The organism is Sunxiuqinia indica, assembly GCF_009847015.1.
Classification (GTDB): Bacteria; Bacteroidota; Bacteroidia; order Bacteroidales; family Prolixibacteraceae; genus Sunxiuqinia; species Sunxiuqinia indica.
The window spans coordinates 306,040-332,244 of sequence record NZ_WVEM01000002.1 but is presented as its reverse complement, the minus strand read 5'-3'; the positions used below and the strand labels follow the sequence as shown (position 1 = coordinate 332,244).

The 26,205-nt window shown below is 38.8% G+C and carries 18 protein-coding genes; 2 read left to right on the top strand and 16 right to left on the bottom strand.

Annotated features, from left to right (window positions below; genetic code table 11):
• Positions 1-53 precede the first annotated feature (53 nt).
• The 4 genes from GR929_RS04690 to GR929_RS04675 all read right to left on the bottom strand — a co-directional run bounded on the left by GR929_RS04690 (position 54) and on the right by GR929_RS04675 (position 10,176).
• Positions 54-2,888: a PAS domain-containing hybrid sensor histidine kinase/response regulator gene (locus tag GR929_RS04690; protein WP_159517772.1), complete on the bottom strand. Its 2,835-nt coding sequence runs from the start codon at positions 2,886-2,888 to the stop codon at positions 54-56.
• Positions 2,878-7,410, bottom strand: coding sequence for a PAS domain S-box protein (locus GR929_RS04685; protein ID WP_159517771.1), 4,533 nt, complete (start codon positions 7,408-7,410; stop codon positions 2,878-2,880). Before GR929_RS04685 ends, GR929_RS04690 begins: the two co-directional genes overlap by 11 nt.
• Before the next feature lie 749 nt (positions 7,411-8,159).
• Positions 8,160-8,642, bottom strand: a complete 483-nt coding sequence (locus tag GR929_RS04680; protein WP_159517770.1) for a GyrI-like domain-containing protein — start codon at positions 8,640-8,642, stop codon at positions 8,160-8,162.
• A gap of 85 nt (positions 8,643-8,727) precedes the next feature.
• The gene (locus GR929_RS04675; protein WP_159517769.1) at positions 8,728-10,176 is read right to left on the bottom strand and encodes an MltF family protein; all 1,449 of its coding nucleotides are present in this window, start codon (positions 10,174-10,176) and stop codon (positions 8,728-8,730) included.
• Between the two features lie 402 nt (positions 10,177-10,578).
• Between GR929_RS04675 and GR929_RS04670 the strand changes: the two genes are divergently transcribed.
• Together GR929_RS04670 and GR929_RS04665 are read left to right on the top strand one after the other, a co-directional pair.
• Positions 10,579-10,962: a ferritin family protein gene (locus GR929_RS04670; protein WP_159517768.1), complete on the top strand. Its 384-nt coding sequence runs from the start codon at positions 10,579-10,581 to the stop codon at positions 10,960-10,962.
• Between the two features lie 348 nt (positions 10,963-11,310).
• Complete coding sequence (locus GR929_RS04665; protein WP_159517767.1) at positions 11,311-12,609, top strand: outer membrane protein assembly factor BamB family protein; 1,299 nt, start codon at positions 11,311-11,313, stop codon at positions 12,607-12,609.
• 593 nt (positions 12,610-13,202) lie between these two features.
• Here the strand turns inward: GR929_RS04665 and GR929_RS04660 are convergent.
• The 12 genes from GR929_RS04660 to GR929_RS04605 all read right to left on the bottom strand — a co-directional run bounded on the left by GR929_RS04660 (position 13,203) and on the right by GR929_RS04605 (position 25,945).
• Complete coding sequence (locus tag GR929_RS04660) at positions 13,203-14,006, bottom strand: NIPSNAP family protein (RefSeq protein WP_159517766.1); 804 nt, start codon at positions 14,004-14,006, stop codon at positions 13,203-13,205.
• Between the two features lie 128 nt (positions 14,007-14,134).
• Positions 14,135-14,698 (bottom strand): YIP1 family protein, encoded by a 564-nt coding sequence (locus GR929_RS04655; RefSeq protein ID WP_159517765.1) that lies wholly within the window; start codon positions 14,696-14,698, stop codon positions 14,135-14,137.
• The gene (locus GR929_RS04650) at positions 14,695-14,895 is read right to left on the bottom strand and encodes a GldL-related protein (protein WP_201300905.1); all 201 of its coding nucleotides are present in this window, start codon (positions 14,893-14,895) and stop codon (positions 14,695-14,697) included. Before GR929_RS04650 ends, GR929_RS04655 begins: the two co-directional genes overlap by 4 nt.
• A gap of 144 nt (positions 14,896-15,039) precedes the next feature.
• A complete protein-coding gene (locus GR929_RS04645; protein ID WP_159517763.1) occupies positions 15,040-15,579 on the bottom strand; it encodes a ClbS/DfsB family four-helix bundle protein in 540 nt (179 codons plus the stop codon).
• A 227-nt stretch (positions 15,580-15,806) separates the two neighbouring features.
• Complete coding sequence (locus tag GR929_RS04640; protein ID WP_159517762.1) at positions 15,807-16,388, bottom strand: hypothetical protein; 582 nt, start codon at positions 16,386-16,388, stop codon at positions 15,807-15,809.
• A gap of 169 nt (positions 16,389-16,557) precedes the next feature.
• On the bottom strand, positions 16,558-17,535 hold the full coding sequence (locus GR929_RS04635; protein WP_159517761.1) for a PD40 domain-containing protein: 978 nt from the start codon (positions 17,533-17,535) through the stop codon (positions 16,558-16,560).
• Positions 17,536-17,802: 267 nt separating this feature from the next.
• Positions 17,803-20,004 carry a TlpA family protein disulfide reductase gene (locus GR929_RS04630; protein ID WP_159517760.1) on the bottom strand — a complete coding sequence of 734 codons (2,202 nt, stop codon included), beginning with the start codon at positions 20,002-20,004 and terminating at the stop codon, positions 17,803-17,805.
• A 270-nt stretch (positions 20,005-20,274) separates the two neighbouring features.
• Positions 20,275-20,643 (bottom strand): DUF4158 domain-containing protein, encoded by a 369-nt coding sequence (locus GR929_RS04625; RefSeq protein WP_159517759.1) that lies wholly within the window; start codon positions 20,641-20,643, stop codon positions 20,275-20,277.
• A 117-nt stretch (positions 20,644-20,760) separates the two neighbouring features.
• On the bottom strand, positions 20,761-21,162 hold the full coding sequence (locus GR929_RS04620; protein ID WP_159517758.1) for a hypothetical protein: 402 nt from the start codon (positions 21,160-21,162) through the stop codon (positions 20,761-20,763).
• A 581-nt stretch (positions 21,163-21,743) separates the two neighbouring features.
• Entirely contained in the window at positions 21,744-23,756 is a 2,013-nt protein-coding gene (locus GR929_RS04615; RefSeq protein WP_201300904.1) for a hypothetical protein, read from the bottom strand.
• Between the two features lie 559 nt (positions 23,757-24,315).
• Positions 24,316-25,053 carry a hypothetical protein gene (locus GR929_RS04610; protein WP_159517757.1) on the bottom strand — a complete coding sequence of 246 codons (738 nt, stop codon included), beginning with the start codon at positions 25,051-25,053 and terminating at the stop codon, positions 24,316-24,318.
• A gap of 316 nt (positions 25,054-25,369) precedes the next feature.
• Entirely contained in the window at positions 25,370-25,945 is a 576-nt protein-coding gene (locus tag GR929_RS04605; protein WP_159517756.1) for a hypothetical protein, read from the bottom strand.
• Positions 25,946-26,205: the final 260 nt, after the last annotated feature.

Genomic DNA, 26,205 nt, shown 5'->3' with positions numbered 1-26,205 from the left:
GCACTCCGCTTCAAGCACAATTCAGGATTTACTCAGTAGAAACTATTATACATTTAAAAACGATTCGATATAATTTCCACCAATTTTGTTTGGTTTATGGGCTTCGAAATATACTCATCGCATCCTGCTTCAATTGCCTTTTCCCGGTCCTCCGATTGTGCGTAGGCTGTTTGTGCCATTATAAATACTTCTTTATTGAATTCACGTATTCGTTTCGTGGCTTCATATCCGTCTAACTCAGGCATTCTAATATCCATTAGAATGATGTCTAGTTCCGGATTATTACGGCACATTTCCACGGCTTCAGTCCCTGTTTTGGCAATTAATAGTTCTCTCGCATATTCATTAAGTATGATGTTTAAATATGTTATAGTCGTTTCATCATCTTCGGCAATCAATATCTTTAATTCTTTTTCAATTGACTGCGGTTGATTTAAATCCTCTGTGTTCTTTTCATGTATTTCTTTTGTGTTTGTTTTGTAAGGAATTGTAAAGTAAAATTGAGAACCAACACCTTCCTCGCTTTCCACCCAGATTTCTCCACCCAACATTTCCACATAGGCTTTCGAAATTGCCAGTCCCAACCCGGAGCCCTCATAAACCTGCTTGTCATCAATATCAGCTTGCACAAAACGATTAAATACGGCTTCTTGTCTTTCGGTTGGAATTCCGATGCCTGTATCCTTCACATAAAACTCGAGTTCTTTATCGTTGGCTTTTTTATTGATCGAATAGCCAAATTCAATACTGCCGCCACGGGTATATTTTATTGCATTCTTGATAAAATTTACGAGTATTGAATTTAGTTTTTCTTTATCCGAATAAACAGTGGCCTGTTGATCGGGAAGCCGGTTTGTAATGGAAAGTTTGATATTTTTCTTCGTCGTCTCAGGCTGGAAAAATGCAAAAAGTTCATCCAATTGGTTGTTCAAATCCACATCAGAAAACTTAACATCAACTTGTCCCGATTCAATTTTGGAAATGTCCATAATGTCCTTTATGGTGTTCAACATGCGCTCGCCACTTTTTTCAATAATGTTGATGAATTTTTTTTGCTGCTTACCAGTAAGTTTCGGGTTCTTCAATAGGCTTGTAAAACCAATAATTCCATTCATGGGTGTCCGGATTTCGTGACTCATGTTGGCGAGGAAAGCAGATTTTAGGCGGGTGCTTTCTTCGGCTTTTTCTTTGGCTTGTAGAAGTTCTTTCTCTGAATCTTTAATACTCTGTATATCTGTGCATGTCCCAAACCACTTTGCAATATCTCCCTTTTCATCAAAGATAGGGACGCCTCGAACTAACCACCAAAAATACTCACCGTCCTTCCTTCGCAGCCGACACTCAATAGAATAATTATCATTGTTTTTAACTGCAGCCTGCCAGGCATCCCATGCACGTTTCTGGTCGTCAGGGTGGAAAGGTATATTCCAGCCGTCGCCGTAGCTTTCTTCTAAACTTAATCCGGTATAATCTACCCATTGTTTATTGAAATAGATGTTCATCCCATCAGGAAGCGTAATCCATACAATCTGTGGCATTGATTCTGCTAATAAGCGAAATTCCTTCTCACTTCGGAGTAATGCTTCCTGTGCTTTCTTTCGTTCGGTAATATCCTGGAATGATCCGGATATTCCGATACATTTTCCATCTCGCATTTCCGGTTTGCCAATGGCATTCACCCACACCAAATTTCCTTTTGCCGTAATTAGGCGAGCTTCAAATTCATAAGCCACTCCTTCTTTTATCGCTTTCTCAACACTTTTCCTTACCAATGTTTGATCTTCCTTATGATAGTAGGAGATGGCTTCATCAAGGCTTGGGATAAAATCATCCGGCAATTCATGAATCCTTCCCGTTGTTCGACTCCAAATTATCTGATTCGATTTTAAATCTAATCGCCAGCCGCCCACTTTTGATATCTCTCCGGCAAGATTAAGAAACTTCTCGCTTTCTTCCGCTTTCTCTTTGGCTTCAATGAGTGCATTCTCAATCTGTTTTTCCTTTGTAATATCTTGAAATACACAATACGTTTGCCGAAAGCTTCCATCTGGCAGATAGCCAATACATCCGTCAAATGAGATATCCAGAAAATGTCCCTTTTTATGGCGGATTTTAAATTGGACGTCTTTGACATAACCTCGCTTTTTAAAGGCTGGGAAATTCTTCTCAAAGTGACCTTGCCAATCAGGATGAAGAAAATCTTTATAAAACTTTCCGATCACCTTTTCTCGTTTGTAACCCAGTGTTGATAGCCAAGCCGGATTTACGTCTATAAAACGACCATTGTCGTTTAAGGATTGATAAGGCAAAGGAGCATTCTCATAAAGTGCTCTGTATTTTTCCTCACTTTCTTCCGCTTTTTGTTGAGCTTCAACAAGATTAGTAATATCGGTAATGGCGATGCGTACGTAATTGTCTTTTTTTGAATTTGCTTCTAAATTCGCATAAACCCAATGATTCTTTTCGGTATTAAGTCTTAATTGACAAGATCTCGGTTCACCTTTCGTCTGTATGTTGCGAATAAATAGGTAAAAACGGTCTTTGTCGTCCCAGTGTATGAAATTGGTAAATTTCTGATTTTCAACTGCCTCCCTGGAACACTGAAGCATACTCGCGATTGTTTCATTGGCCTGCAAAACCAGTTGGTTTTTGTCAATTGAAATATAGCCTACCGGTGCGTGATTGTATAAGTCGGCAAAATTTGCCCTTTCGTCTTCCAGCTCTTTTTGAGAACTTCTTAGTTCATCATTCTGCATTTCAAGCTCAATCCGGTGCACTTCCAGCTCATAGACAATTTTCTGTATGTCGTGAGTCGACAAATTCGCTATGTCAGCGTATTTATCTGAAGCCAATTTCTCTGCCTCTTTTCGCAATTGCTTATTTTTCATTAGTTCGTTCAGTTTTAGGAATGGTGAAATAAAACCGGCTTCCAACTCCCCATTCGCTCTCTACCCATATTTTGCCATGGTGCAGCTTAATAAATTCGGCACAAAGTATTAATCCCAATCCGGTTCCTTTCTCATTGGCAGTGCCGGTTCCCGATAATTTATTGTCGAGTTTAAAAACTTTATCAAGGTGTTTGCTTTCAATACCAACACCAGTATCTGATACGATAAACAGCATGTCGTTTCCTCTGCTTTGGGTTTCAACTTTCACGAGGCCTTCCGGATGGGTGAATTTCAAAGCGTTTGAAATTAAATTCCGAAGTACTGTTTTCACCATCTCCTTATCGGCCAATATTAAATCGTCAGCGTTAATTACCGATTGCAGACGGATATTTTTTGAATTGGCAATGGGTTGCTTAATTAAATTAACTTCATCAATTAAGTCAGAAGGCTTAATCTTTACATAATCAGGTTCGATTGCGCCGGATTGTAACCTTGACCACTCCAGCAAATTTTCCAATAGCCTGAATGTCAGTGTCGACGACTGATAAATCACTCCGGACAATTCCTGAACTCTTTCGGGTGAATACGTCAAGGCATTTCGATTCAGCATTTCGCTGAAACCAATGATGGAGTTAAACGGACTTTTTAGATCGTGTGCAATAATTGAAAAGAATTTATCTTTTGTGGCATTCAGCTCCTTTAAACGAGCCTCGCTTTTCAGAAGCGATTGCTCGCTTTTTTCTGCTTGTTCTTTGGCAGTAGTCAACTCCAACTCAGTCTGTTTTCGTTCGGTGATGTCACGAATTACACCAATAAGATATTTATTGCCTTTGGTATCAATAAAACGAGTTTTTCTGGTCGAGATTGTTTTCGTTTCACCTCCTCTGATTGTAAGCGATTCTTCTGTTATATTCTCTTGCCCGGTTACAATAACCTGCTTATCAATTTTTAGAAAACCTGCTTGTTCTTCCGGAGCAACATCTTCGGCAAGTGTTCTTCCAATTATCTCAGGTTCAGGAATACCGAGCATTTCACAACATGCATTATTTACCAAGATGAGCCTGCTTTGATCATCTTTTACGAAAATGGGATCACCAATATTGTTGATAATATCGCGGAGGTACTTTTCGCTTTTCTCAGCTTTTTCTTTCGCTTGAAGTATTTGGTTTTCAGCTTCTTTCAGAGTTGTAATATTTCGCACTACAACCTGAATAATCTCTTTTCCTTCAAGCAAGTATTTACATGGTGTTGCTTCGGCCAGAAAGAGAGTTCCGTCTTTTCTATGAAACTTTGTGTCGACTAATAAAGACTCTTTCTTTTTCATCGTGTTCAAAACGTCTTCCGACTTGGGAAGCTCTTCTTTTGGATGTAAGTCGAACACTTTTTTCTGAAGAAATTCCTCTTTCGAATAACCAAACTCTTCCGTGGCTTTATCATTAACATCAATGATATTCATTTCCAAATCGTGTACAATAACTGAGTCGGGTGAATATTGAAAAAGTTGTCGGTATTTCTTTTCGCTTGTTTCAATACGATCTTTTGCTCTGATTAAATCGGCCTCTGCTTGCTTAACATCAGTAATATCGAAACACAAACCGATCATTCTTTTGGGTTTATCGTTTTCATAAATTGTGCTCCCTGCAGATCTGATCCAGCGAATGTCGCCATTAGGAAGAATGATTCTGTAATTGCTTAACAGTTCGGTTTTGTTTGTTAAGCTTTCCTCTATTTTTTCTGAAGCCATTTCAAGATCATCTGGGTGTACAACCTTGTGCCACGCATCGAAACCAGCCTTCGTGTCTTCCGACATTCCAAAAAGCTTTAAAAATTCATCCGACCAATAGAATGAATTGGTTTCGATATTCCAATCCCAGGTTCCTGCGTTGTTTAAATCCTGAGCCAGTGTCAACCTGATTTCATTTTTTTCGGCTTGTTCTTTGGCTTGAATTAGTTCCTTTTCGGCTGCTTTCAACCTGGTTACATCTGCAAACGTGATGACGACTCCGGTTACGACATTATCAAGTGTGCGATAGGGCATCATCCGGCAGATGTAACTCTTCTGAGTGCTGTCAATCTCTTTCTCTACGGTGTTTAAGGTATTTACAACATGCTCTATGTCTTCTTTAAAATCGGGATAATTTAATTTTGTCACAAAATCGTAAATGGGTCGGTTGATGTCGCCCGCAATTAGGTTAATAAATTCAGTTACCTTCGGGGTGAACTTCTTTATTTTCAAATCCACGTCCAGAAAAATTGTAGCGATTTCGGTGTTTGTGAGCAGATTGTTAACATCATTATTTAGCTCCGAGAGTTCAGCAATTTTATTCTGATGTTCGGTATTTACCGTAATAAGTTCCTCGTTGATTGATTGCAATTCTTCTTTTGATGTTTCCAACTCTTCGTTGGTACTTTGCAGCTCTTCGTTCGACGATTGCAGCTCTTCGTTGGCCACTTTTAATTCTTCGTTCGTTGTTTCTGATTGTTCAATTACCGACTGCAAATATTCCTTTGTTTGCTTCAACTCCAGCTCCAGCGTTTCAATGTAATTGATATCCTTGTTGCTAAAGTCGTGCATGTCATCACTTAAAAACACTTCCTTCTCGGTAATATCTTCAAATACAATCAGAAACAAGCTTGACTCCTCGGTTTTCGGTTCAACAGGTAGTATATGGATGTTAATAAACTTGTAAGTATTATTGGTTTTTAGGTGAAGTTTCTCCTCAACAACTACCTTGTTTTCGCGAATTGCTTTGCTTAGTGCAACACGTAGCTTAACACGAATGCCGGGTTTTGCCATTTCTACCACATTCATGTTGGCAACTCCTTGCACCGGCTCGAGATAGGCTGATGTTTTACCTTTAAAAAAAAGAATATCCTGTTTGTTGTTCACCAAGACAGCTGCAGGAGTAAAATGCTCAATAATTTTGTTCTCTGTTATACTTTTCAAGGTCATTTTGTCTTCCGGAGCGCTAACTTTGGCTAATTTACTTTTATCTTTTACGGCAGGAGCAAACGAAGGCAATCCACTCACGTAATCCCGTTTACGAACAACGTCGTTTTTTTGATATAATTTCCATTTTTTGTCTTTCGTAGTAAAAATATCTCTGTTTTTACCTAGTGTTTCAGATGAGCCCAGAAACAAGTATCCCCCGGAGTTCAGCGCATAATGAAAGGTGGAAATAGCTCTCTCCTGCAATTCATTAGACATATATATTAACAAGTTGCGACAACTGACTAAATCAACTCTTGAAAACGGAGGATCTTTAATTACACTTTGCTCGGCAAAAACAATGATGTCGCGCAGGGGCTTATTTGCGATATAGACTTTGTCATCAAGGGTAAAATATTTATGAAGATACTGTTCCGGGATATCAGCAGCAATATTCTCGGGATACACCGCTTGTCTGGCTTTATCAAGCGCGCTTCTATCAATATCGGTCGCGAAAATCTGTATCGTATACCCATTTAGCGAATGTGTATCCATAAATTCTTTAAACAGAATAGCGATAGTATAAGCTTCTTCCCCGGTGGAACAACCGGGAACCCAAATTCGAATGGGAACACCTTCCTTGCTTTTCGAAAATAGTTCAGGTATTATTTTGCTGCTTAGTTTTTCGAATGCGGCACGATCTCTGAAGAAATTTGTTACGCCAATCAAAAAATCATGAAACAGAGTTTCTAACTCCGTTGTGTCTTTTTGAAGAACAGCAATGTAATCTTCAATTTTTGTAACATGTACAATTTTCATCCTCCGTTCGATGCGCCGGATAATCGTATTGGGTTTATAGTACGAAAAATCATGACCGGTTTTTGTGCGCAATAAGTTAAATATATTGGTTAGGATATGATTATCATACTCCTCGGGAATAGGTATACTCCCAGTTTCATCAGTAACGTAAGTTAGATAGTTAAGTAGTTTTTCCGACATTTTGTCGGCATCCAGAATATGATCTACCACGCCTGTGGAGATTGCACTTACGGGCATTCCGTCGTAGCTTGCATTTTCGGGTGTTTGCACAAATACAATTCCGTTTTCTGACTTGATAGCTCTTACTCCCAGCGTGCCATCGGTCCCCGTCCCCGATAATATAATGCCTATGGCCCTGTCTTTTTTGTCGTGCGCCAGCGATTTGAGGAAACGATCAATTGGCAGCCGTAAGGTGCGTGAGCGAGGTTGCGGGCTTAATATCAGTTTATTGTTTTTCAAACTCACATCGGAACCCGGGGGAATGATATAAATGGTATCTGGCATTACTTCAACACCGTCAAGAATCTGCAAAACCTCCATTTTTGTATAGCGCCTTATTAAGTCGGCAAGAATACTTTTATGATCCGGATCGAGGTGTTGAATGATTACAAAAGCCACACCTGTATTTGAAGGAATGTTTACGAAAAAACTTTCTAATGCTTCCAGACCTCCGGCTGAAGCTCCAATCCCTACAACGGGTAGTGCTTGAATATTTTCGTCTGGTACGGGAGTAGACTCCACCTCGGTTGCTTTTTGTATTCCTTTCTTTCTCATGTTGAGCCTGTTGTTTTTTACTTTGTTATATTCGATCGAATGATAACCCGAGAGGCTGACGTTTACAATACATTGTAAGTGTTCTTACGCCAAAATCCAGAAGTTTTATCATGATAATACCTCTTTTAAGTGAAAGCAAGGTCAGCAATTATGGAGTGCCCGGTTCTCCCCCCTGCTTCTAAACCAGACTCTTTCTCACATCTAAGGAGTTAAATCAGGTGAAAATAAAGTTTAAAGGCCTGTTGGGCCTTTTGTTATTGATCCTAAAAATATAAAAAAGGTTTGTAACTAGACTACTCTCCTGCCAACTATAAATAATACGATTACTTTTTTTTTCACTGTTGTCCGGGAAAAATAAAAACTTGGGTGATGCGAGAAACGAATGAAAAACAGAACAGCTGATATTCAACAAGATGGAGTTATGGGCTAAAGCCCGCACGCTTCTAAGTGAATGCCAGATATGACACGGGCTTTAGCCCATCATTTGAAATTTTAACCGGACACCAATGTTTTTTTTTAAGAATAAGACCACAAGTTGTGGCGATTAAAAAGAACGAGTTTTTTCACATGTGTTCGATTATCGTTCCTGTTTTAGTGGTCGCTATTCAGCAAAAAGAAGAATCGTGAATGTTAAAACAGCCAGGTAGAATTTCATCGTCCACCCTACCCCATCTCAAGGGTTCGCACATTTCCAAAATCATGAGGCATATCAGATGCTGCTTCTTTCCCAACTGATTAAATGCCTACTTTCATTTTTTCCTGATTGGTATCCAAAACTCTTCTTCCGAATCAGGATCTTCACCTTTATAATTTTCTCCCATTCGAGCCAGATAGGGTCTGTCGTCCATTTCATAAATGGAACCCGGCAGCCAAACCCCATAAATGTATTGAAATGTCTTTTGTGCTTCACTGGGCTTCCCTTTATACTGAAAGACGGCGTACTGTCCTGGAGGAACTACCAGCCGCTCCATTTCTTCGGGAACATCATCAAAGTGGGATACTTCAACGGCTGCCCATTTTTCAAACTTTTTTAACGGATTGAAATCTATAAAAAAATGGGGGTCATCATAAATGTCGACAGAATATAAGTCCGAACTGATCGAATTCTTTATCACGTTTTTCCTTGGCGAAAAGCTCTTCCATAATTCAACCGTTTTATCATTTGAAAACGACATTCTTACTCGTTTCCCAATCAATTTCTTCTCACTGACTATTTCAATTCCTGGCTTCATATATGGCGTTCTAAACTCATCTTTAAGAAGATGTCATCATTCACTTTATTTTGCAAAACAAGTTCCTCATTGCAGCTCCGTTTGCTCATTCATCGACAAACTGAGTGTAATGCTGGTAGCGTTCGAAAATTTGACGTACATAATTATAAGGTTCTATACCACGAACATAACCGTAGTTAACAACCGGATCGTTATAATTTTTGGGCACGCTTAATTCCAAAATCATATCCTCAACATTCTCATCCCAAACATCAGGATCCAATCCTCGTTTTTCAGCAAGACTCTGGGCATCTATCACGTGATACAAACCACAATTATAAGCTGCCATCGTGAATTTAATCTTCTGGATAGAGTCTTCCAGGCTTTCGAAATTCTCCCTTATTTGTTTTAAATAAGTTGTGCCCCCTTTTATACTTTGCTCCGGGTCGGTTCTATCGGTAACACCTAGTTCCTCAGCTGTAGCCGGCATGAGCTGCATCAACCCTGCTGCATCGGCCCAGGAGCTGTTGTTCGGATTAAATTTAGATTCCTGATAGATCAGCGAGGTGACCAATCGCCAATCCCAATTTAGTTCCTTAGCGTACGTTTTTATCAAGTCGTCATACGGACTTATTTCCTGATTATTCAAACTGTAAAAATCACTTTTAACCCGTCGTCTGAAATCCCTGCTGTTTTTGAAATACTTGTTGTAAATTACGTTATAGTCCACTTCTTTTTTCAGTTCTTTCAACCACTCATTGGTAGCTTTCAGCAAATTAGGTGAATTGTGGCGCGTTGCCCAACTTATTCTCTGCGAAAAGCTAACCGGAACATCAATATCTAAAATGGGGTAATACGAAGCCATGATGCTGGCGATGTTTTGATCTGCAATGGTGTATTCAATATTTCCCCGGGCCACTTCTTTTATGATTTCGTCTGTCGCCATTTCTCCCGAAAGCGTATCAACGTAAATTTGTCCGCCAAGCTCCTCCGATAGATTCGCAATTCTTTCGCTATATGATGAATTGCGTCGTACTGAAACGGTATCGTTTAAAAGCTCCATCGGATCCTCAATCAAGGCGTTTTCTAATTTATTCCAGTGCATCGTTCTCCAATTATCCGGTTTTTTTTGCACGAGTACCTGCTTGGTGAGGTATAAATAATCGGTGAAAGAGACTTCTTTTTTTCGAAGGGAGGTAATGGTTAATCCATGCGCTACCAGATCGCCCTCGCCGGCATTGAGTTTTTCGAATAACTCGTCCATATTTTTAACCACAATCAGTTCAAGCGAAACGTCTAAATATTCGGCAAATCGTTCCAGCAATTCATATTCATAACCCATGGGTCGCCCGCGATAGAGAAAATAGGTCGTGCTACTATAAACTGTTAAGGCTCTCAATTTGCCGGCCTCTTTGATTTCCTTTAAATCCCATTCTATTGGATTAGACTTTGACCTGACTTTATCGTTTTTATGTTTCTGTGAACAGCTCATCATAAAAAAGGACAGGATTAGTAATAGTAGGTAACGGAGTTTAAAAGTTGTCTTTAAAATCATAGGTTATCAATTTAAATTACGACTCTCTGCTCTCTTGAAACAGCAATCAATGCATGAAAATGGGTGTAGACCTCCCGTTGAAGCTCTATAATTTAATGAAGATATTTCGCAATCCAAAATTTGAGGAATGTGCATCCTACTTTAAAAGCTGCATGGGTGTGATCTCTTTGCCCGCAAATAGAGCAATTCCGGCCATCCGTTTTTGAGTCGTCCGATACGGTGTTTTGACTTCGGACCAATTCACTCCTCGCTGGTGCATTCGATCAGCTGAGAGGCAGACTGCTGCACGTGTCCGGAGGTTTGTCAGACATCAGCATGTTGTCTCTGTTCTCAGTCCAATAAAAGTAAGCTTGCAGATTAAAACCTTTTCGCGTTCTTTGAGGAATGAAAATACAGCGTGATATGACAAAAGAGCAGAAAGAAAAGTTAGTAAGAGCTCAGCAAGGTGAACTCAATGCCGTTCTTATTTATCAGCGTTTGGCTAAAATTACCAAACACAACAATGGGGCAAAGGTATTTTTAGAAATAGCTGCAGATGAAGGGAAACATGCCGCAATCCTGAAATCATATACCAATGAGGTATTAAAACCCGAAGCAACAAAAGCAAAACTGGTGGGCTTTCTTTATAAATTACTGGGCCATAACTTTGTAATCGGCTTGTTGGAGAAAGGGGAGTTGAAATCAATTGATAGTTATCAGCCCTTAAAAGACGATTTTCCCAAAATCCAGCAAATCATTGACGATGAACTCCGTCATGCTGAAATGGCGAAATCACTATTAAAGTAATTTGTTAACATGTTCTTACGAAAAGGCACCTGATTATAGCAGGTGCTTTTTTGCTTTAGATTGAAGATGCATCTGCCCCTCTCCGCCGCACCATTTCATCAGATGCCACAAAAGCCTTTCCCGTTTTCTTCCCTCGCAATGAAGTCTAAAAAAGTCTATTCTGTTTGTCTTGTTCATTCTTCTCATTGCGGTATTCATTCAAGTGAGGAGCAGGTCGGGCTTGATTGAGATTTGAGTTGCAAGATCGGTATGGACGAAATCGTAAATTTATAAGCCAACAATGCATAGAAAAACAGAATAAGTAGCGATCTTTAGACAAAAGATCAAACAACGACTAAACGGCTAATCATGCGTAAAACAACTCTTTCTGGCATCTTCGTGCTTATTCTGCTGGCACAACTCATCTTTTCTTGTTCAAGAACCCAACCCGAAAACTGGACTCATTTTCGTGGAACGAATTTGAATGGCTTATCGGAATCAGAGAAAGCCCCCATTCGTTGGAGTGAAACAGAAAACATCGCATGGAAAGTACCGGTAAAAGGTGTGGGCTGGTCGTCGCCCGTGGTCTTTGGTAATCAAGTTTGGATGACGACAGCCGATCGCTATGGGGAATGGTTTTCGGTTGTTTGTCTTGATTTTGAAACTGGAGAAACGATTCAGGAATTGGAGCTGTACCGACCAGATTCGGTTCAGCGGATGCACACCACCAACAGCTATGCTACTCCAACGCCAAGCATTGATAAAGATTTTATTTATGTACACTTTGGCACTTACGGAACAGCCTGTATTGATACGCGGAGCTTTGAGGTCGTCTGGAGCCGGACTGATTTAAACTGTGAGCATTTGCAAGGTGCGGCTTCTTCAACCATCCTCTATCAGGATTTGCTGATTGTTCATCTGGAAGGAACCGACCTGCAGAATATTTATGCCCTGAACAAGCATACAGGTGAAACGGTTTGGCAGGTCGGAACGCCTGATGAAAAGGTTTATGAAGATGTTGCACCGGTTTATCGGAAGTCCTACCAAACGCCTCTGATTATTTCGGTTGATGGCAAGGATCAACTGATTACCAACCGATCGCTATTCGCTATTTCCTACAATCCGAACACCGGAGAGGAGAATTGGCGTGTCTTTTATGGTGAAGATTCAGCTGTAAGCATGCCTCTGTTTTATAAGGGGCTGGTGCTGGTTAATTCAGGTTGGGTGCTGTCTCAGGGAGCACCCTATTTTGCAAAGCTGTTGGCTGTCGATCCAACAGGGGAAGGTGACCTAACGGATACGCATATCGTTTGGCAAACCGATGAACACGTTCCTCAAACTTCGACACCGGTGATTGTAGACAGCTTGCTGTTTATGATTGAAGAGCGTGGCACACTGACTTGTTTAAACCCAGGCAATGGGGAGGTTTATTGGACCGAAAAGCTAAAAGGGCATTTCAACTGCTCGCCGATTTATGCTGCCGGTGCAATTTATTTCACCAATAATAAAGGAGAAACTACCGTGATTGCGGCAGCCCCGAATTATGATCTGCTCGCGGAAAATAAGCTGGATGGAATGTTTAAAGCAACGCCAGCGATCTTGAGAGGAGCAATTCTACAGCGCAATGATAAGTTCTTGTATAAGATTGCCACGACGGATGAAGAATAATCCGGAGTTGAAATTTAAACAGACACCGAACACGTTGGAGATGGCTTCTCATCCACAACTATCGGGCTAACATCATTCAGGTCCCATCATCTTGTCTTGAAGCAGAAAATGACCAACGAATAGGGTTCATATCGGCATTATGAAGAGCCGGTTTCAGAGAGCATCACTGTTCACCGGAATGTGAAGGACGATGGGACAATTCACTGCTGACCGCCGCTTAAACACCCCGATGCAATACACCAAATTATTGAGGCGTACTACTTTTATGATTGTCCATCTTACTTACGATTTCCCTTAACAAGTCGTTATGCTCCTGCTTCAAGGATATAAATTTATTCACCCACGTATAAATCAAATAAAATATTCCAAACAGTATCGCTAAATAAACAATAACAATTAGAATAGGAAAGAAAGTAAAAAGGCCCATGATTTAGTTTTTAAATGATTAATTGTTGAATTTCATGTTTGTTTCTCTCAGGCAAAATGCCTCATTTTTTTCTATCTGGGATATAACATGTTGTTGCAGCTAAGAGCAATGATCTATCGATAAATTTTTTTGGGGAATAAACGTTTAGGTGCAACGACATCGACAGCTACAAATCAGAATAATCAGTTGGGTGTAAATAAGACTTATCGATATGCGAGACGGTATGTGCATATTGCTTGTCGGCTTTTAAGGTTTGCCAAAGAGGTGCGACCTGAAAGGCATCCCATCGTTTTGTTTGCGCTTCCTTATTCTCAAAAGTCGTTAAGTACATCAGGTTCGGCATTACCGGACCTGAAATTACTTCACCAAAGAAAATAGGCTGAAATCCCAGATCTATAAAAAGCTGTGACTCTCCGCCATCGGTAAACATCTCTACCTTTTTCTGATAATATTTTTCAGTTGCTCCCTGGTAGCTTCTTAGTTCATAAATCCTTTCGGATGGAGGAGTGCTGTGTGTTGGAACACCAAACTCAGGCATTGATTTAAAGGCTCTTAACAAAACACTTTCAATTCGGGCATAAGGTGCATGGTCGAAAGCCGCATTGATGTAATCGCTGCCATCTGCCTGGTATTGCTTGTCGCTGCTCAACTTCGACTCAAGTTTTTCAAATTCTCCGATCGATTTAAAAGGAATAAAAACATACATCAATTTACCTGCGTTTTCATCTTCTTCTACCGGCTTAAAAACACCCACCCTGCTTATTCCGGCGCGATGCATCGCAGGTATAAAAGCTTCTTTCAGGTACTTGTCTAAACCTTGCTCCTGTTGTGCGTTTTCAAGCGTGTAAATTTTAATCTGGTAAATGCTACGTTTGGCTGCCATTCCCGATACGGAAAACATGAGTAAGCAAACAACAGTGAGTGTTTTGAGCGTTTGATTCAGGGTTTTCTTAGATTGTGTATTTCTCATCGTATAAAGGATTAGGCGTTTGTGGGTTAAAGGTATATTGTTTATTTAAACGTTCTGCTTTCAGTTCGCTTAAATAAAACTGCTGATCTCTGTATTTTATATAACGATGATCGTTTTCTCGAATTTTCTTAGTTGATAACTAATTTTATCAATTCAAAAATTCCAGCTGGTATTAGAATATTTAGAAGTGCATACCCGTAAGAGTATTTATTGAAATATGACAAGCCATAAATTAAGTTCCGTGCCGAAAGAATCCAGACAACAACATAGGTAACCGGATGATGATAAAATACTAGATCCAGGTTTTTTGTGATTAGTGCTGGAATAATCAAGATCAGCCCAATTCCCAGGTAAATTAAATATGGAATCAGCGAATAGGCTACAACCAATTGAATTTGTTTCTTGCTTGCTTCTCCTTTCAGCATTCTCCCTATTGCCCAATAAATCAATGCTAGTAAAAATCTCACTATGATTATTCCAATCAATCCGGATAGTATTATTCCGATTAATATTCCTATAATTTTGTTATTTCCGAATGGTTCAGAAAGATTTTTTAGTTGAGGAAATACGGCACCGATGGTAATCATCGCAGATAAAATATTAACCATTGTCCGGTTTGTTGAATCATCTCTTTTCGATAGGAACTCGAATGTCTTTACTGGAGAAGCCCAAATGGATAAAAGTGATTTCATTTATTGTCCGTTGAGTTATTATTTCCGTTTTTTTCTGACTTAATTATTTTTTTCAACCGATTAATTTCAATGCTTCCAAGAATAAAGCTTGAAATTAATCCAGTCATAAATAGTTGATCATCATATGCCCAATGTTGTATTCTAAATATTGCTCCAACCAAAATTAAAGATGCAGCTATTTTTAATAATACATTCATCAATTTGTCAGTTTGGTTTCTATTCATCTTATTAATATCTATAATTGTTATTGTCAATAGAATTCAAGCGTCTATTTTTTATTTGCTCTCTTTTCTGTGCCGGATTTGTTAATTCACGTCAAAGGCTCTCTGGCTCGGGATTACTTATTTTTGAATTTTATTCAGATGTGCACGTAATTTTTTAATTGCCCATTCATAGTGACTCGAAGTGGCAGACACACAATAACTCCCGAGGGTGGTTGTTCCTGTCCAATTGAAGACTTGCTTCGTAAAAAGCTGATCATTCGAAAAACGCTCTATGAGTCCGAATACATCGTTATGGCTTTTTCGAAACATCTCCTTAGCCTTTTCAAGTCCTGTGTTTTGGTGTTTATTCCAAAGTTCTACATTCATTTCGCCATATGTTTTCCAATTATATGGTTCGGGAAGAAAATTTGATGGACTACCATTCAGATTAGCTTGAACCCAACTCAGGATCAATTGGTGCCATTCGTAAAGGTGAATTAAAACATCCCTCAGGTTCTTGTCTCGTTTCCAGTGAGCTTCTTTTTTCTTTAAGTCGTCAGAAAAATCAAAATCCTTATTTAGCTCTTGTTCTGTCATCGAATCAATCACTTTCCAAAGCTTTTCATAATTTGTTTTTGCGGCTTCCAGTAAGTCGCTTTTTGATCCTGGTCTTGCCATTTTATTGTTTTTACGTGTTCGCGTGCGTCGCTCTCTTCCAGGCCAATCTGTTTCTATATTGTAATATGCTGTTATCTCCCCTGCTGCCCCACCATTTCACCCTGTGCCGTGAAAACCTTTTGCTCCTACCCTCCACGCAATAAAATCGCTCGGGAGCGAAGGGTCTTGTTTTTATCGATTAAAAGATTTAGGAAGAACGATCCAGGTTCTCCATATTTTCTTAGCAATCAAATCAATAAAGAAAGTTTTGGCTGTCTTTCAGCTTTCTTCTTCTTTTTAGCAGCAAGTAATTCCGGGAAGGATGTGGTCCAGGGATTACCCTTAATCTCAAAGCTTTTAGCATACCCTTTTGTTGTGAGTGAATGGAACCAACCATGCAAATGTCTGGTGAGTCTGTCGGGATTAAGTTGGAAATGATATCCTGATTTTAGTGTTATTTCAATCGATTCATCATGTATCAAATAGTTAATCGTAAATGAACCGATCGAATACTTGTAATTGGGCTTGTGAACATCTGTCTGGCAGATACGAAGAGACCCCGCTGTTGATCCGTTACGTTTGGATGAGGCGATTGCTTCCGTTAACTGATTTAAAACCTCCTGGTTGTTCATGATCACCGCTTCAGAATCAATGACCATGTCGCTACCCTTAGCCCTGAAATAATTGACGAGACACTTTCTTGGTAATTGATAAACCGATATATAAGACACCGCAAGCAAGCAGACCAATCGGTTTTTAAAACTCTCTTCGCTTAATTTAGGTACAAATAAATTCCACAGATATAAATCAAATGTTGATACCGTTTTCATGATCATTAAGTTTTTATGTCATTATTCAGAAAGGATGTCCTAAACTTAGCAATAATATTCGACATCGTTAACTAAGTACAACCGGAAGTTTCGAATCGTTGCCGAAGGTTTCACCTTTATCCTTGGCATTACACACCGCATTAAGCCCTGTTTATTGTGTACCGTTTTTTCAATCGAACGTTCCGAGTTCATTAAGGCCAATTTTATAAATATTACCAAACCCATTTAAAGTACTATTGGCTATTTGCTGTAACGATTTTACACTTTCCAGCTCTTGGTTATCAGGTGCCATTCGTTCACTTGTAAAATAGAAGTTCCGGTTTTCCCAATCTATAAAAGGGCAATAATCCAACTTGTCAGAATTAATAACCGCTCCCATATTTTTTGCTTGGCTCCACTCGCCATTCTCATCTTTTCGGCTAATATATAAATCACCACCACCAAAACCATCATCTCTTCCAAATGAGCTAAAAATCAGGAGATCTTCCGCTGGGCTTACATAGGCATTAAATTCGTAAAGTGTCGAATTGATTGCACCCGACAATGGTTTAGGCGATTTAAACTTACCTTCTTCATACTCAGATCTAAAAATATCTTCTCTACCTATTCCATTCTTTCGTGTTGCGGTAAAGAATAAATTCCCTTTTTCACTTAACGAAGGGAAAAATTCATCTCCGGTCGTGTTTATTATCGAGTCCAGCGATTCGGGCTCCGACCATCCACCTTCAGTTCGATCGCTAAACCAAATGTTATAATCATTTCTGGTGCTATCGTTATTCATTGGTCTATTCGAAGCAAAGAACAATCGGTTCCCCTTGTTGGTATAAAAAGGTTCAATATCGTGGTACCTTCCTGATATAGACATGATCTCGGGTTGCGACCACTTCCCGTTTTCTTTACTTAATACGATTAAGCACCTTTTGTTTTGTTTATAGTCTCCCATTGTGTAGATAATTTCATCTCCCTGTGGCGTAATGGCGATGTCTCTTTCATAAAGTGATGTTGAAATCACCGATTCTCCCAAAAGAGTCAAACCATCAGCAACTGTATAAATAGTTATGAAAGACGTTGCTTTTAAGGAATCATTGTTCGATCGACAACTTAGCAAAAGGATTAATAAGAAGAAAATAACGTACTTAGATGTCATGATTTCTTAGTTGATGATTTTCAGTACCTGTTGAAAAACGTCCGCATCGATTGACCTGGCCAATCTGTTGCTTTCGTGTAATTTGTTGTTAGCTCCCCCGCTGCCGCACCATTTCACCGTTTACCGTGAAAACCCTTGATCCTACTCTTCACGCGATGAAATCGTACGGAAACGAAGTATTTATACATTTTCAATTCATTACATTTGAAAATTAACGATCAGAATTCTTAACACTCAGCTGGGTGGATTTTGTTTATTTTTCTGATTTTATTTCTGTGCCAGGATCTTACTCAATTCCATCTTGAAGTTGTGCATTGGAAAATCGTCGTTTAACACATTGCCCTCTTTATCAATGACCACATAACGGGGAATTCCATTAAACTTGAACAACTGGCGTAAATAATTATAATCGTCTTTCGATAGCCTGAAGCAATTTTTAAGTTCCTGTTCCTCCACAAATTTGTTATAACTTGTCTCGGGTGAACCACGTTCATCGGTAATAAAAATGAAATCAAAATCAGGGTTGTCTTTGTATTTTTCGCGTGTTTCTTTCATGCTTTTTATTCCACCAACACAAGGACCACAAGTGGTTGCCCAAAAATCGACAAACAAAATTTTACCCTTAAACGGATTTATAATTTTTCGGAATATTTCCGTTGCAACACCTTCAGGTAAAGCGTAGGCTATTTTCTGCTCATCAGGAAATGCATCCTCAAAAAGCCGGGTACCTGTTTTTAGTAAGTAGGGGTTCGTAATTCCTTGTTTCAGATATTCCCAATGGGCAGCGGCCTCTTCTTTCGGTAAATTTTTAAATGTAAAGTTTAAGGATCTGATTTTTGCAATTTCATATACCAAACTTGATTTTAATCCAAGTTCATTCTGCAACACCGAATCTTTTAAGTGCCAGCTTGCACTCCAATGGTCCTGTTTCTGCACCCGACTGTCTAGCATGTACTTCCTTGCATAAGCAGACAATTCTTCTTTGTATTTCTCACTGAAACGTTTAAGTAGATCCTCTTTGCTTTTCACTTCAGCAATGTCTTCCGGAGTCATATCTTCTTTAGATAATAGCTTTAAAAGATCTTTCTCTTCATCCGTCAATTCTATTTTTTCCTCCTGAAAATACTGGTAATAAGTTATTTCCGGTTTCACGCTTCGAGCTATCCTTTTTGGTCGAGCAGAGCTTAGTGGGTCACAATATTCAAATCGGTTAACAAAAGTACTAAACTCCGCTGCTACCAGAAGACTGTTGTCGTCCATTGGAATGTCCTTTAAAAAGTCATAATAAGAACTTGAAACCGGAATTTTCAGCACCTCATTGCTCGAATCTTTTCTGGCTTCATAACTTCGGTTACTTACAAAATCCAGCATTCTGGTGGCGCTCGTGAGCACAACCCCATTCCGGAGTATTGAGCCTGCCTGTGCGCTTATTTCGTTGTTCCCGATATAGCTCTCAACATGTTGTTTCGCTTCTATAAGACCCGCCAATTGCTTCTCTTTAAATTCCTCAGGAGCAAGTGTCGATACTTGTTTTTGAAATGCTTTATAATCGAATGGTGCAAAATCATAGGCTGCCAGGTCTTCGTTTATTTTTGCCAATGGACCTTGAAATTGGATATCCTGAATTTTGTAACGGATGTTTCGTTTCCGGTCTGCTATCAGAAATTCATCCCAATCAAGGATCATGGATAATGTTTGTCCTGGCTCAATATAAAATGGAATCCATCTTTTATTGATTGACAAATTCGTATACTGAGGAACAGTCATTGGAAAGCTGGCTTCGAAGCGACCATCGGGATAAACCTGAACAACAATTGGATAGTCTTCCCTTGTAATATCATTACTTGCATAAATAATTCCCGTCGAAAAGCCTAAACGAACGTCATAACCTTTAATGTATCCGACTAAATGTGCTGTATCGGCGTCAAAAAATTGGGGCGAATTAAAGTCTACCGGTGCCTTCTTTTTATTCTTTGCCAGTTCATCATTTAACCAAGCACTAACATTTTCAGGTAGTTCATTCGTCGAATTTACCTCTTTCGTTGTCGTGGAATCCAGGGAAATTCCAAAAATTGATTCTCCAGCGGATAGTTCAGAGAATGATTTCAGATCCACTTTTTTAATCGTTTTATCCAATGCCGGAAATATTAAAACCACGCTACTATCACCGGATTCGGGCATAACTAATTTTGTCCCAAATTCTGCTCCTTCAATTCCAACAACCGGGAAAGATGCCTCGGTCTCCGAATCTTCTAAAAAGATCTTTTCTTGCTCGAACAGGATCCACCAATGTGGTATAAATGCCAGATGAACATTTAAACGAGTAGATGTATCGGACAAGACAACTTTGGAAACATGAAAGATTCCGGTATTTTTCACCTCATACGAAGGATTTTCAATAACCCTTGTGCCTGCCAGCACACAGAATGAGAATACAATAAAAAGAAATAATGAAGCTGCTTTTTTCATGGAATAAATGTGTTATTAGTTGATTCGTAATTTATGGTTCATATCGTAAATCAGATCGTTACGGTGAGTGGGGCGAATACCCCGTTCCGCTCTGATAGAGTACGTTATTGTGCCCTGTTTTTTAGGTTAGTTTTTATTAATCAGTCTGTATTAATTCATTATATAGATCGGCTTACTCTTACTATTTCTGTTGATTTCTATTCAAATTGAATCGTTTCAGAAAGCTGGTCATTCAACTATCCGGCAAATTTTCATCCATAAAATTATTCGTTACTCAGGAGCAAAGCTTGTTCTTTTTGACTTTCTATGTCGTACCATTAGCCAAATAAACAAAAAGAAAAACAAGATCATTCCCGTGACAGAGAGCATATTGATTGTTTTTAATTTCTTAATCGCTTTTGCATTTTCATCGCCTTTCACCGGGGTTACTCCAAGGTATTTTCTTTTTATTTCTTCATGATGCTCCAGAAAAACGATGGTCTGACTTAACGTAAGCTTTTTAGAAGTGACTTGATGATTACCGGCAGACTCCGTTTTCTCAATTCCCGGGATGTAATTTCTTACATATTTGGTGTAAAAAGAAAAGGAGAAGCCTAAAATGAGTAAAATTAAAAAGCTTAAGGTCGTTTTTTTTGTCATTCTATTTTGTCTTTGTAATCTTCAGATTTCCATTGTTGCACCATTTCGCCTTATACCGGAAAACTATTATCCGGATATTCCCCATGCAATCAAATCGCGCCAGAGCGAAGCAGACATTTATTCAGCGCTGTTCTTTTTTAACATTTTATTCCCGACCTTAAATCCAACTCCAATGAAGATTATAATAATTCCAAATGTCAAATATTCCCACTCACCTCTAAAGTTCATTGATGCCATATTGCTATGCCGAACCGGAATTTGAGAAAATAGAAACTGAATAATATTAGCGATTACAAATCCAAATCCAGAGACGTAGAATAATTTGTTCAAGATGATTAGTAAATCGGAAATATCATCCTTTTTCTTAGTTGCTTCTTGATTAATGAATTTGTCTCGTAGGAAGTTTAAGATCAAAATGAGAAGGTAAACAGCAATAATTATAAAGACTAGTTTCATAAAGATTGAGGTAAAACCACCTAAGAAATCAGCATTCAGGTTAAATGATTGTTTTTTGTCCATTGGGTAATTTCGAAGATTAATGATTTAAATTTAGTTGTATCGTCTTTTATTCATAAAAATGCTCAACATGTTCATGCTTGCCCATAACTCGTGTGCAACAACAAGGCTTGTTCCTTCTCTCTTTATCTCTTTTAGATGGCAATGCGCCGACATGGCAGGTCTTGGATTCTAGGTATTAAGTTCCAGTAAACGTTGGGGTTTTACAGGAGGAAAATCGGACGTTTGGGTTCATGAGTCGTGTATTTGTTTTTTTTAACTGCTACAAGTTAGCAATTTAGTCATGAAAGTTATGCTACTAACTATAATTTAATTTCATTCAAAATAACAAACGGAAGGATGACAACCGGCTTTTTGTTCGTCCACGGTTGTTTTGTGAGAGTCGAAACCTGTTGCCGAACCATTTCACCTTTTACCGCGAACGCCTTTTGCTCCTAACCACCATACGATGAAACCGTGCAGAAGCGGGGGTGATAATGAACGACCTCGGGGCAAGCCCGCGAGGTATCAAAAGAGCCAACGCACGAGACGAAAGCGGAACCGCCCCAAGGGACGGGGAATTAAACCCAAAAAAAATTAATGATTTAAATTTCTATTTCCACTTTTTCGCCGCTTTTAACCCTCTTATTAATAATTTCTACTTCATTCAGATAAATTTTCGTTTCAATTTTATCTCCTATTCGGGTTAGATTAATTGAAATATTATTATTCCCCAGATGTAATTTTTTTATACTTAGGCTGGGGAGTTTATCTGAAAGTTGCGGTGTTATACTAAATGAATTAAATGCAGTCTGTTCAAATGACAATATTCCTTCAATAATTAGTCTGCAATACAATGCACTTTCAGCTGAAAGGTGCTTCATATTGTTTTCAGGAAATGCTTCAACAGGGTATGGAACGTGGTTTCCTATTAATCTTTTAGATGAATAATTGATTAACTTTTCGAGAGACTTGTCAAAGAAACCGGCTTTAAATGTACCTCTTAAGGCGTATAAAGTTCCTCTATCCCAAAAAACATTGGGTTCTTTCGTGTTCGGATTCAATTCAACTAAAACTCCGTTTGGGGTCCAGAGTTTGTCAAGCAGTGCCGTAGCAGTAGCCTCCGCTCTACTTTCTATTCCCATTACCAGAGGTAAACAAATCCAGTGTCGAAGGTGTGTATTGCCTTTAAAGTAGCGATAGGTATTTAACCCCTCAATCTCATACCCAAAGTAATTTTCAATATTGGCAGACAATTCAATACTAAGTTGTGAGTACAGAACCGACAGGCTATCATACCCAAGTTCATTTGCAAGATAAGATGCATTTTTAAGTCCACCGTAATACAAGGCATTAGTAGACAAGTTTGCTTCACCTGTAGAAATTCGCCCTTCCATTTCGTCCGTGTCCGATAAAACAACTCCCTCAGCATTCATCATTTTATGGCAGTAGTTAACGGACCATTCAATCAATGGCCATATCTTCCGGGCAAAATCCTCATCAGCATATCTCATTAAGAATTGCGATGTTCCATAAGCAATCATGGCAGCATCTCCTCTATCTTTTCCACAGTTTGGCAACTCTCCGTCAATTTCAAATGCATAGCATATCGGCGTGAAATCTTCAGGGATATTTTTTAGAAACATTAAATAGGCATTTTTTGCAGCTTCAATGCCGGTATTGTACCCTAAAAAAGGGAAGAAAGGTCCGCTATATTCTACCTGATCATTTGCCCAAATGCCAATGTAATAATTTTCGCCACCGGGTGAATGTACCAAGCCCATTTTCGATTCGAAAATACTTTCAGAAGCTCGTATTTTTGAAAAATAAAAAAGTTGATCGATGACAGGATTGGACGTTTCGAGAATCAGGTTATTTTTAATCGTGTTAAGAAAAGCATCTCTTTCCGCTTTAATTTGTTCAAACCGGAACCCATTTACAGGCTCATCATCGATGGCGGCAGAAAAATAAAGTGTGAAATTATACGACGACTGGGGGCTAAGGCTAATTTTTTTCTCAGCATCATGATAAACATGACTCGTGTATTTCCCTTTATGACCAATCAACTCGTCCAAAATGTTCGTGTTGCCAATTTGTAGTTCCTTTACATGATGTCCACTATTTGTCAGTTCCCAATTTTCAACAAACAAACGTTCATTCATTGATGGAAATAATGTTCTCTTAAGCATTATTCCTTCAACAGGGGTATGATAAAAAGTCAGTTTTCCATCAATTTTTACTGAATCAATTTGTTTGAATACCAAATTGAAACGATCCATGGTAATCGTGGGGTCAACTTCATCAGAGTAGGTCTGCTTATAATAGGCGCGGTATTTTCTCCAATCATCTTCAATTGTTCTTAACTGCGGATATATAATTTCACGATTTATTTTAAGTTCTCTGTCCTTGTTTACATCGTAATAAATAATTGCCGATACTTTTTTCCCCGACATCTCAATGTTATCGCCATGCGGATAAACATTCGGTTTATTTAGATCCCAAACAATGCTTTGTGAGGAGGAAATTTCCCAATACGTATCAATTGGTTGTGTTTGCCCCATTAAAAAATAGGTATTCAAAAGTATGGCTATTATTAAACTAAATCTCTTGTTTATCATTGTTCCGTTTATTTTGTTCCAAATATCAACAATTCTTAAAACTTTATAGTGGTATATGTGAAATTTTGACTTAATAAAAAACCGACTGTTTCGTGAAAGTCAAAAAACCGCTGCCGCACCATTTCTCCGTTTACCCTAAAACCCGTTCCCGTATATTCATCACGCGATCAACTTGCCTGGGTGCATAGGGCGTCAGGTTTTAAGATTTGGGTCTTTTAAAGAATGCCAGGTAGCCAACTGTTTGATGAATCCAACCGAATCCGAAAGCCATAAATCCACCATCTAACTTGGGTTCAACTCTTACAAGTTCCCACCATTAGCTCCATACCGATCAAATTCTTCGTTAATTTCTTCGGGTAATCCGGTGCTGGTTCGGTTCTTTGCGTTTATATACACAATCTTATATTCCCATTTCATTTAGTTCGTTTTTAGTTGTTCTTATTTTGGATGGTCTTGTATTCATCAATTCAGGCAACTGCACCCCGGCTACCGCACGAATCCTTTCGTGTGGTGTTAAAGAATAATCGCGCGATACAATCGCGCGGGAGCGGAGCTGTTATTAATTAAATTCGATTGTAAGTAACTCGATGAGTTTTTCCTCTTTACTTAATTCAATACCCAGATCGTCGTATAAATATGAAATGATTTCATCTTTTTTTATCGACGGTATTTTAAAACTGTAAAACAGAGAATCTTTTAGATCGCTCTCAATCGTCAGGCCTTTGATTTTATAATCAAAAGCACGAAATATTCCATCTAAATTATTACCCTTAAATAGTATATAATCATCTCCAAGTTTAAAACGTTCCAGTTTTTCAGCGGATACCTTTTTAAGTTGATTATCGTTTACAATCGTTGGTTTATACACGATAGATTTTACTGTATCATACTGATAGGTGAAATTAAATTCTTTTCCTAAAATGGATAATATCTCTATTTTGTGATTCATATAAAAGCCTGCCGAATCCTTAGGGTAGTAAGCAAAATTATAGCGGCTTTTAGAATCAGATCCATGCCCGATGATTTCAGTGCTATTTAATGTTGTAGAAGATATAAAATAGATTAAATCTTTAAGCTTAAAATTATATACTTCCAGAGTGTCACCTGTAAAGAAAACACCACTTTTAGGGCACCCTTTTTCTGAATTGGTTTTTAGGTCAATCGTAAAGTCAGTTGTCTCGGTGATGGAAAAATCCTTTTCCCAGCCTTTTGAAATCTTACCCAATATTGCATTTCTGAAAATAAACAGGCCGGCAAGGAGAATTAAAAGTGGTATTATTATTCGTTTAATTTTCACGTGTTTATATTTCTCATTTTAAGTTCGTGCAATTTCCGTACTCCCGCTACTACCCGATTTTACCAATGCCCAAAAATCCGCCCCCCGGCTACCGCACGAATCCTTTCGTGTGGTGTTAAAGAATAATCGCACGATACAATCGCGCGGAAGCGGAGGCAACACGGATCGGATTTGAAATCCGATCCGGCACGGTTCCGATAGGACATGACGGTCAAGAAAGGAGCAGAGACAACGCACAGCACTGCACCCGCAATGCGGGTTGCAATTTGTTGTGGTGCGTTATTTGTCATCTTTAATTAAGCTTTTATTATTATTATTAAAATTTCAATCCTGCACTCAACGAAAACCTGTCATAACCGCCAATTGCCATATCGTATTTCAAATACCAACTATTAAAGTATGCTAATGGAAATTCATAAATAACCCCAACTATCGGACTAACAAAAGTTTGGCTACCTCTTTTATAAGAACTCAAATTTGAATATCCTCTCATAACTTCATATTCGCTAGAGAAGCAGGCTCCAACTCCACCAAGCAATGATGCTCGGTTAAAAAGGCTGTAACCTATATATGCTTCTGTACAGATTGCTTGTCCATCCCATTTTTCATGGGAACTTCGACTGCCATCTACACCAGTGTCCTCATGTGCTTCTTTAGAAGAAAAGGAAAGGTCTAGTCCAATTAGAAATTTTTCCTTTAACTGATAGATCATTCCGAAATCAACTGCTGCTTTTAGATAACTGTCATTTTCTCCTGAAAAGGAATTAGCTCCAAAGCCGATGTCAATTCCCCATTGAGGTTGAAACGTATTCGTATCTTCTCCATTTTTTGATTGAGAGTAAACGCTTTGCAAGCAGCAAAATGCGAATAAAAGTGAGATTATTCTTTTCATATCATTTGGTTAAAGTTATGTGAGTTTAACTTGATTTTTAAGGCACCTCAACGGATGTGTATAATACAGGTGCGCTATATATTACTTGTGTGTTTCACGTTCTGTTTAATTGGCATCTTGGGTCTTATGCCTTAAAACTAAGTCCAGTAGATTTTTGGATCTCACAAGCTGGAAGTCGGGCGTTTTGGTTCATCGGTTGTGTATTTAGCGTTTAACCGTTCCAAGGTAGCAAATTAGGAATGTAAGTTATGCCAGTAGCT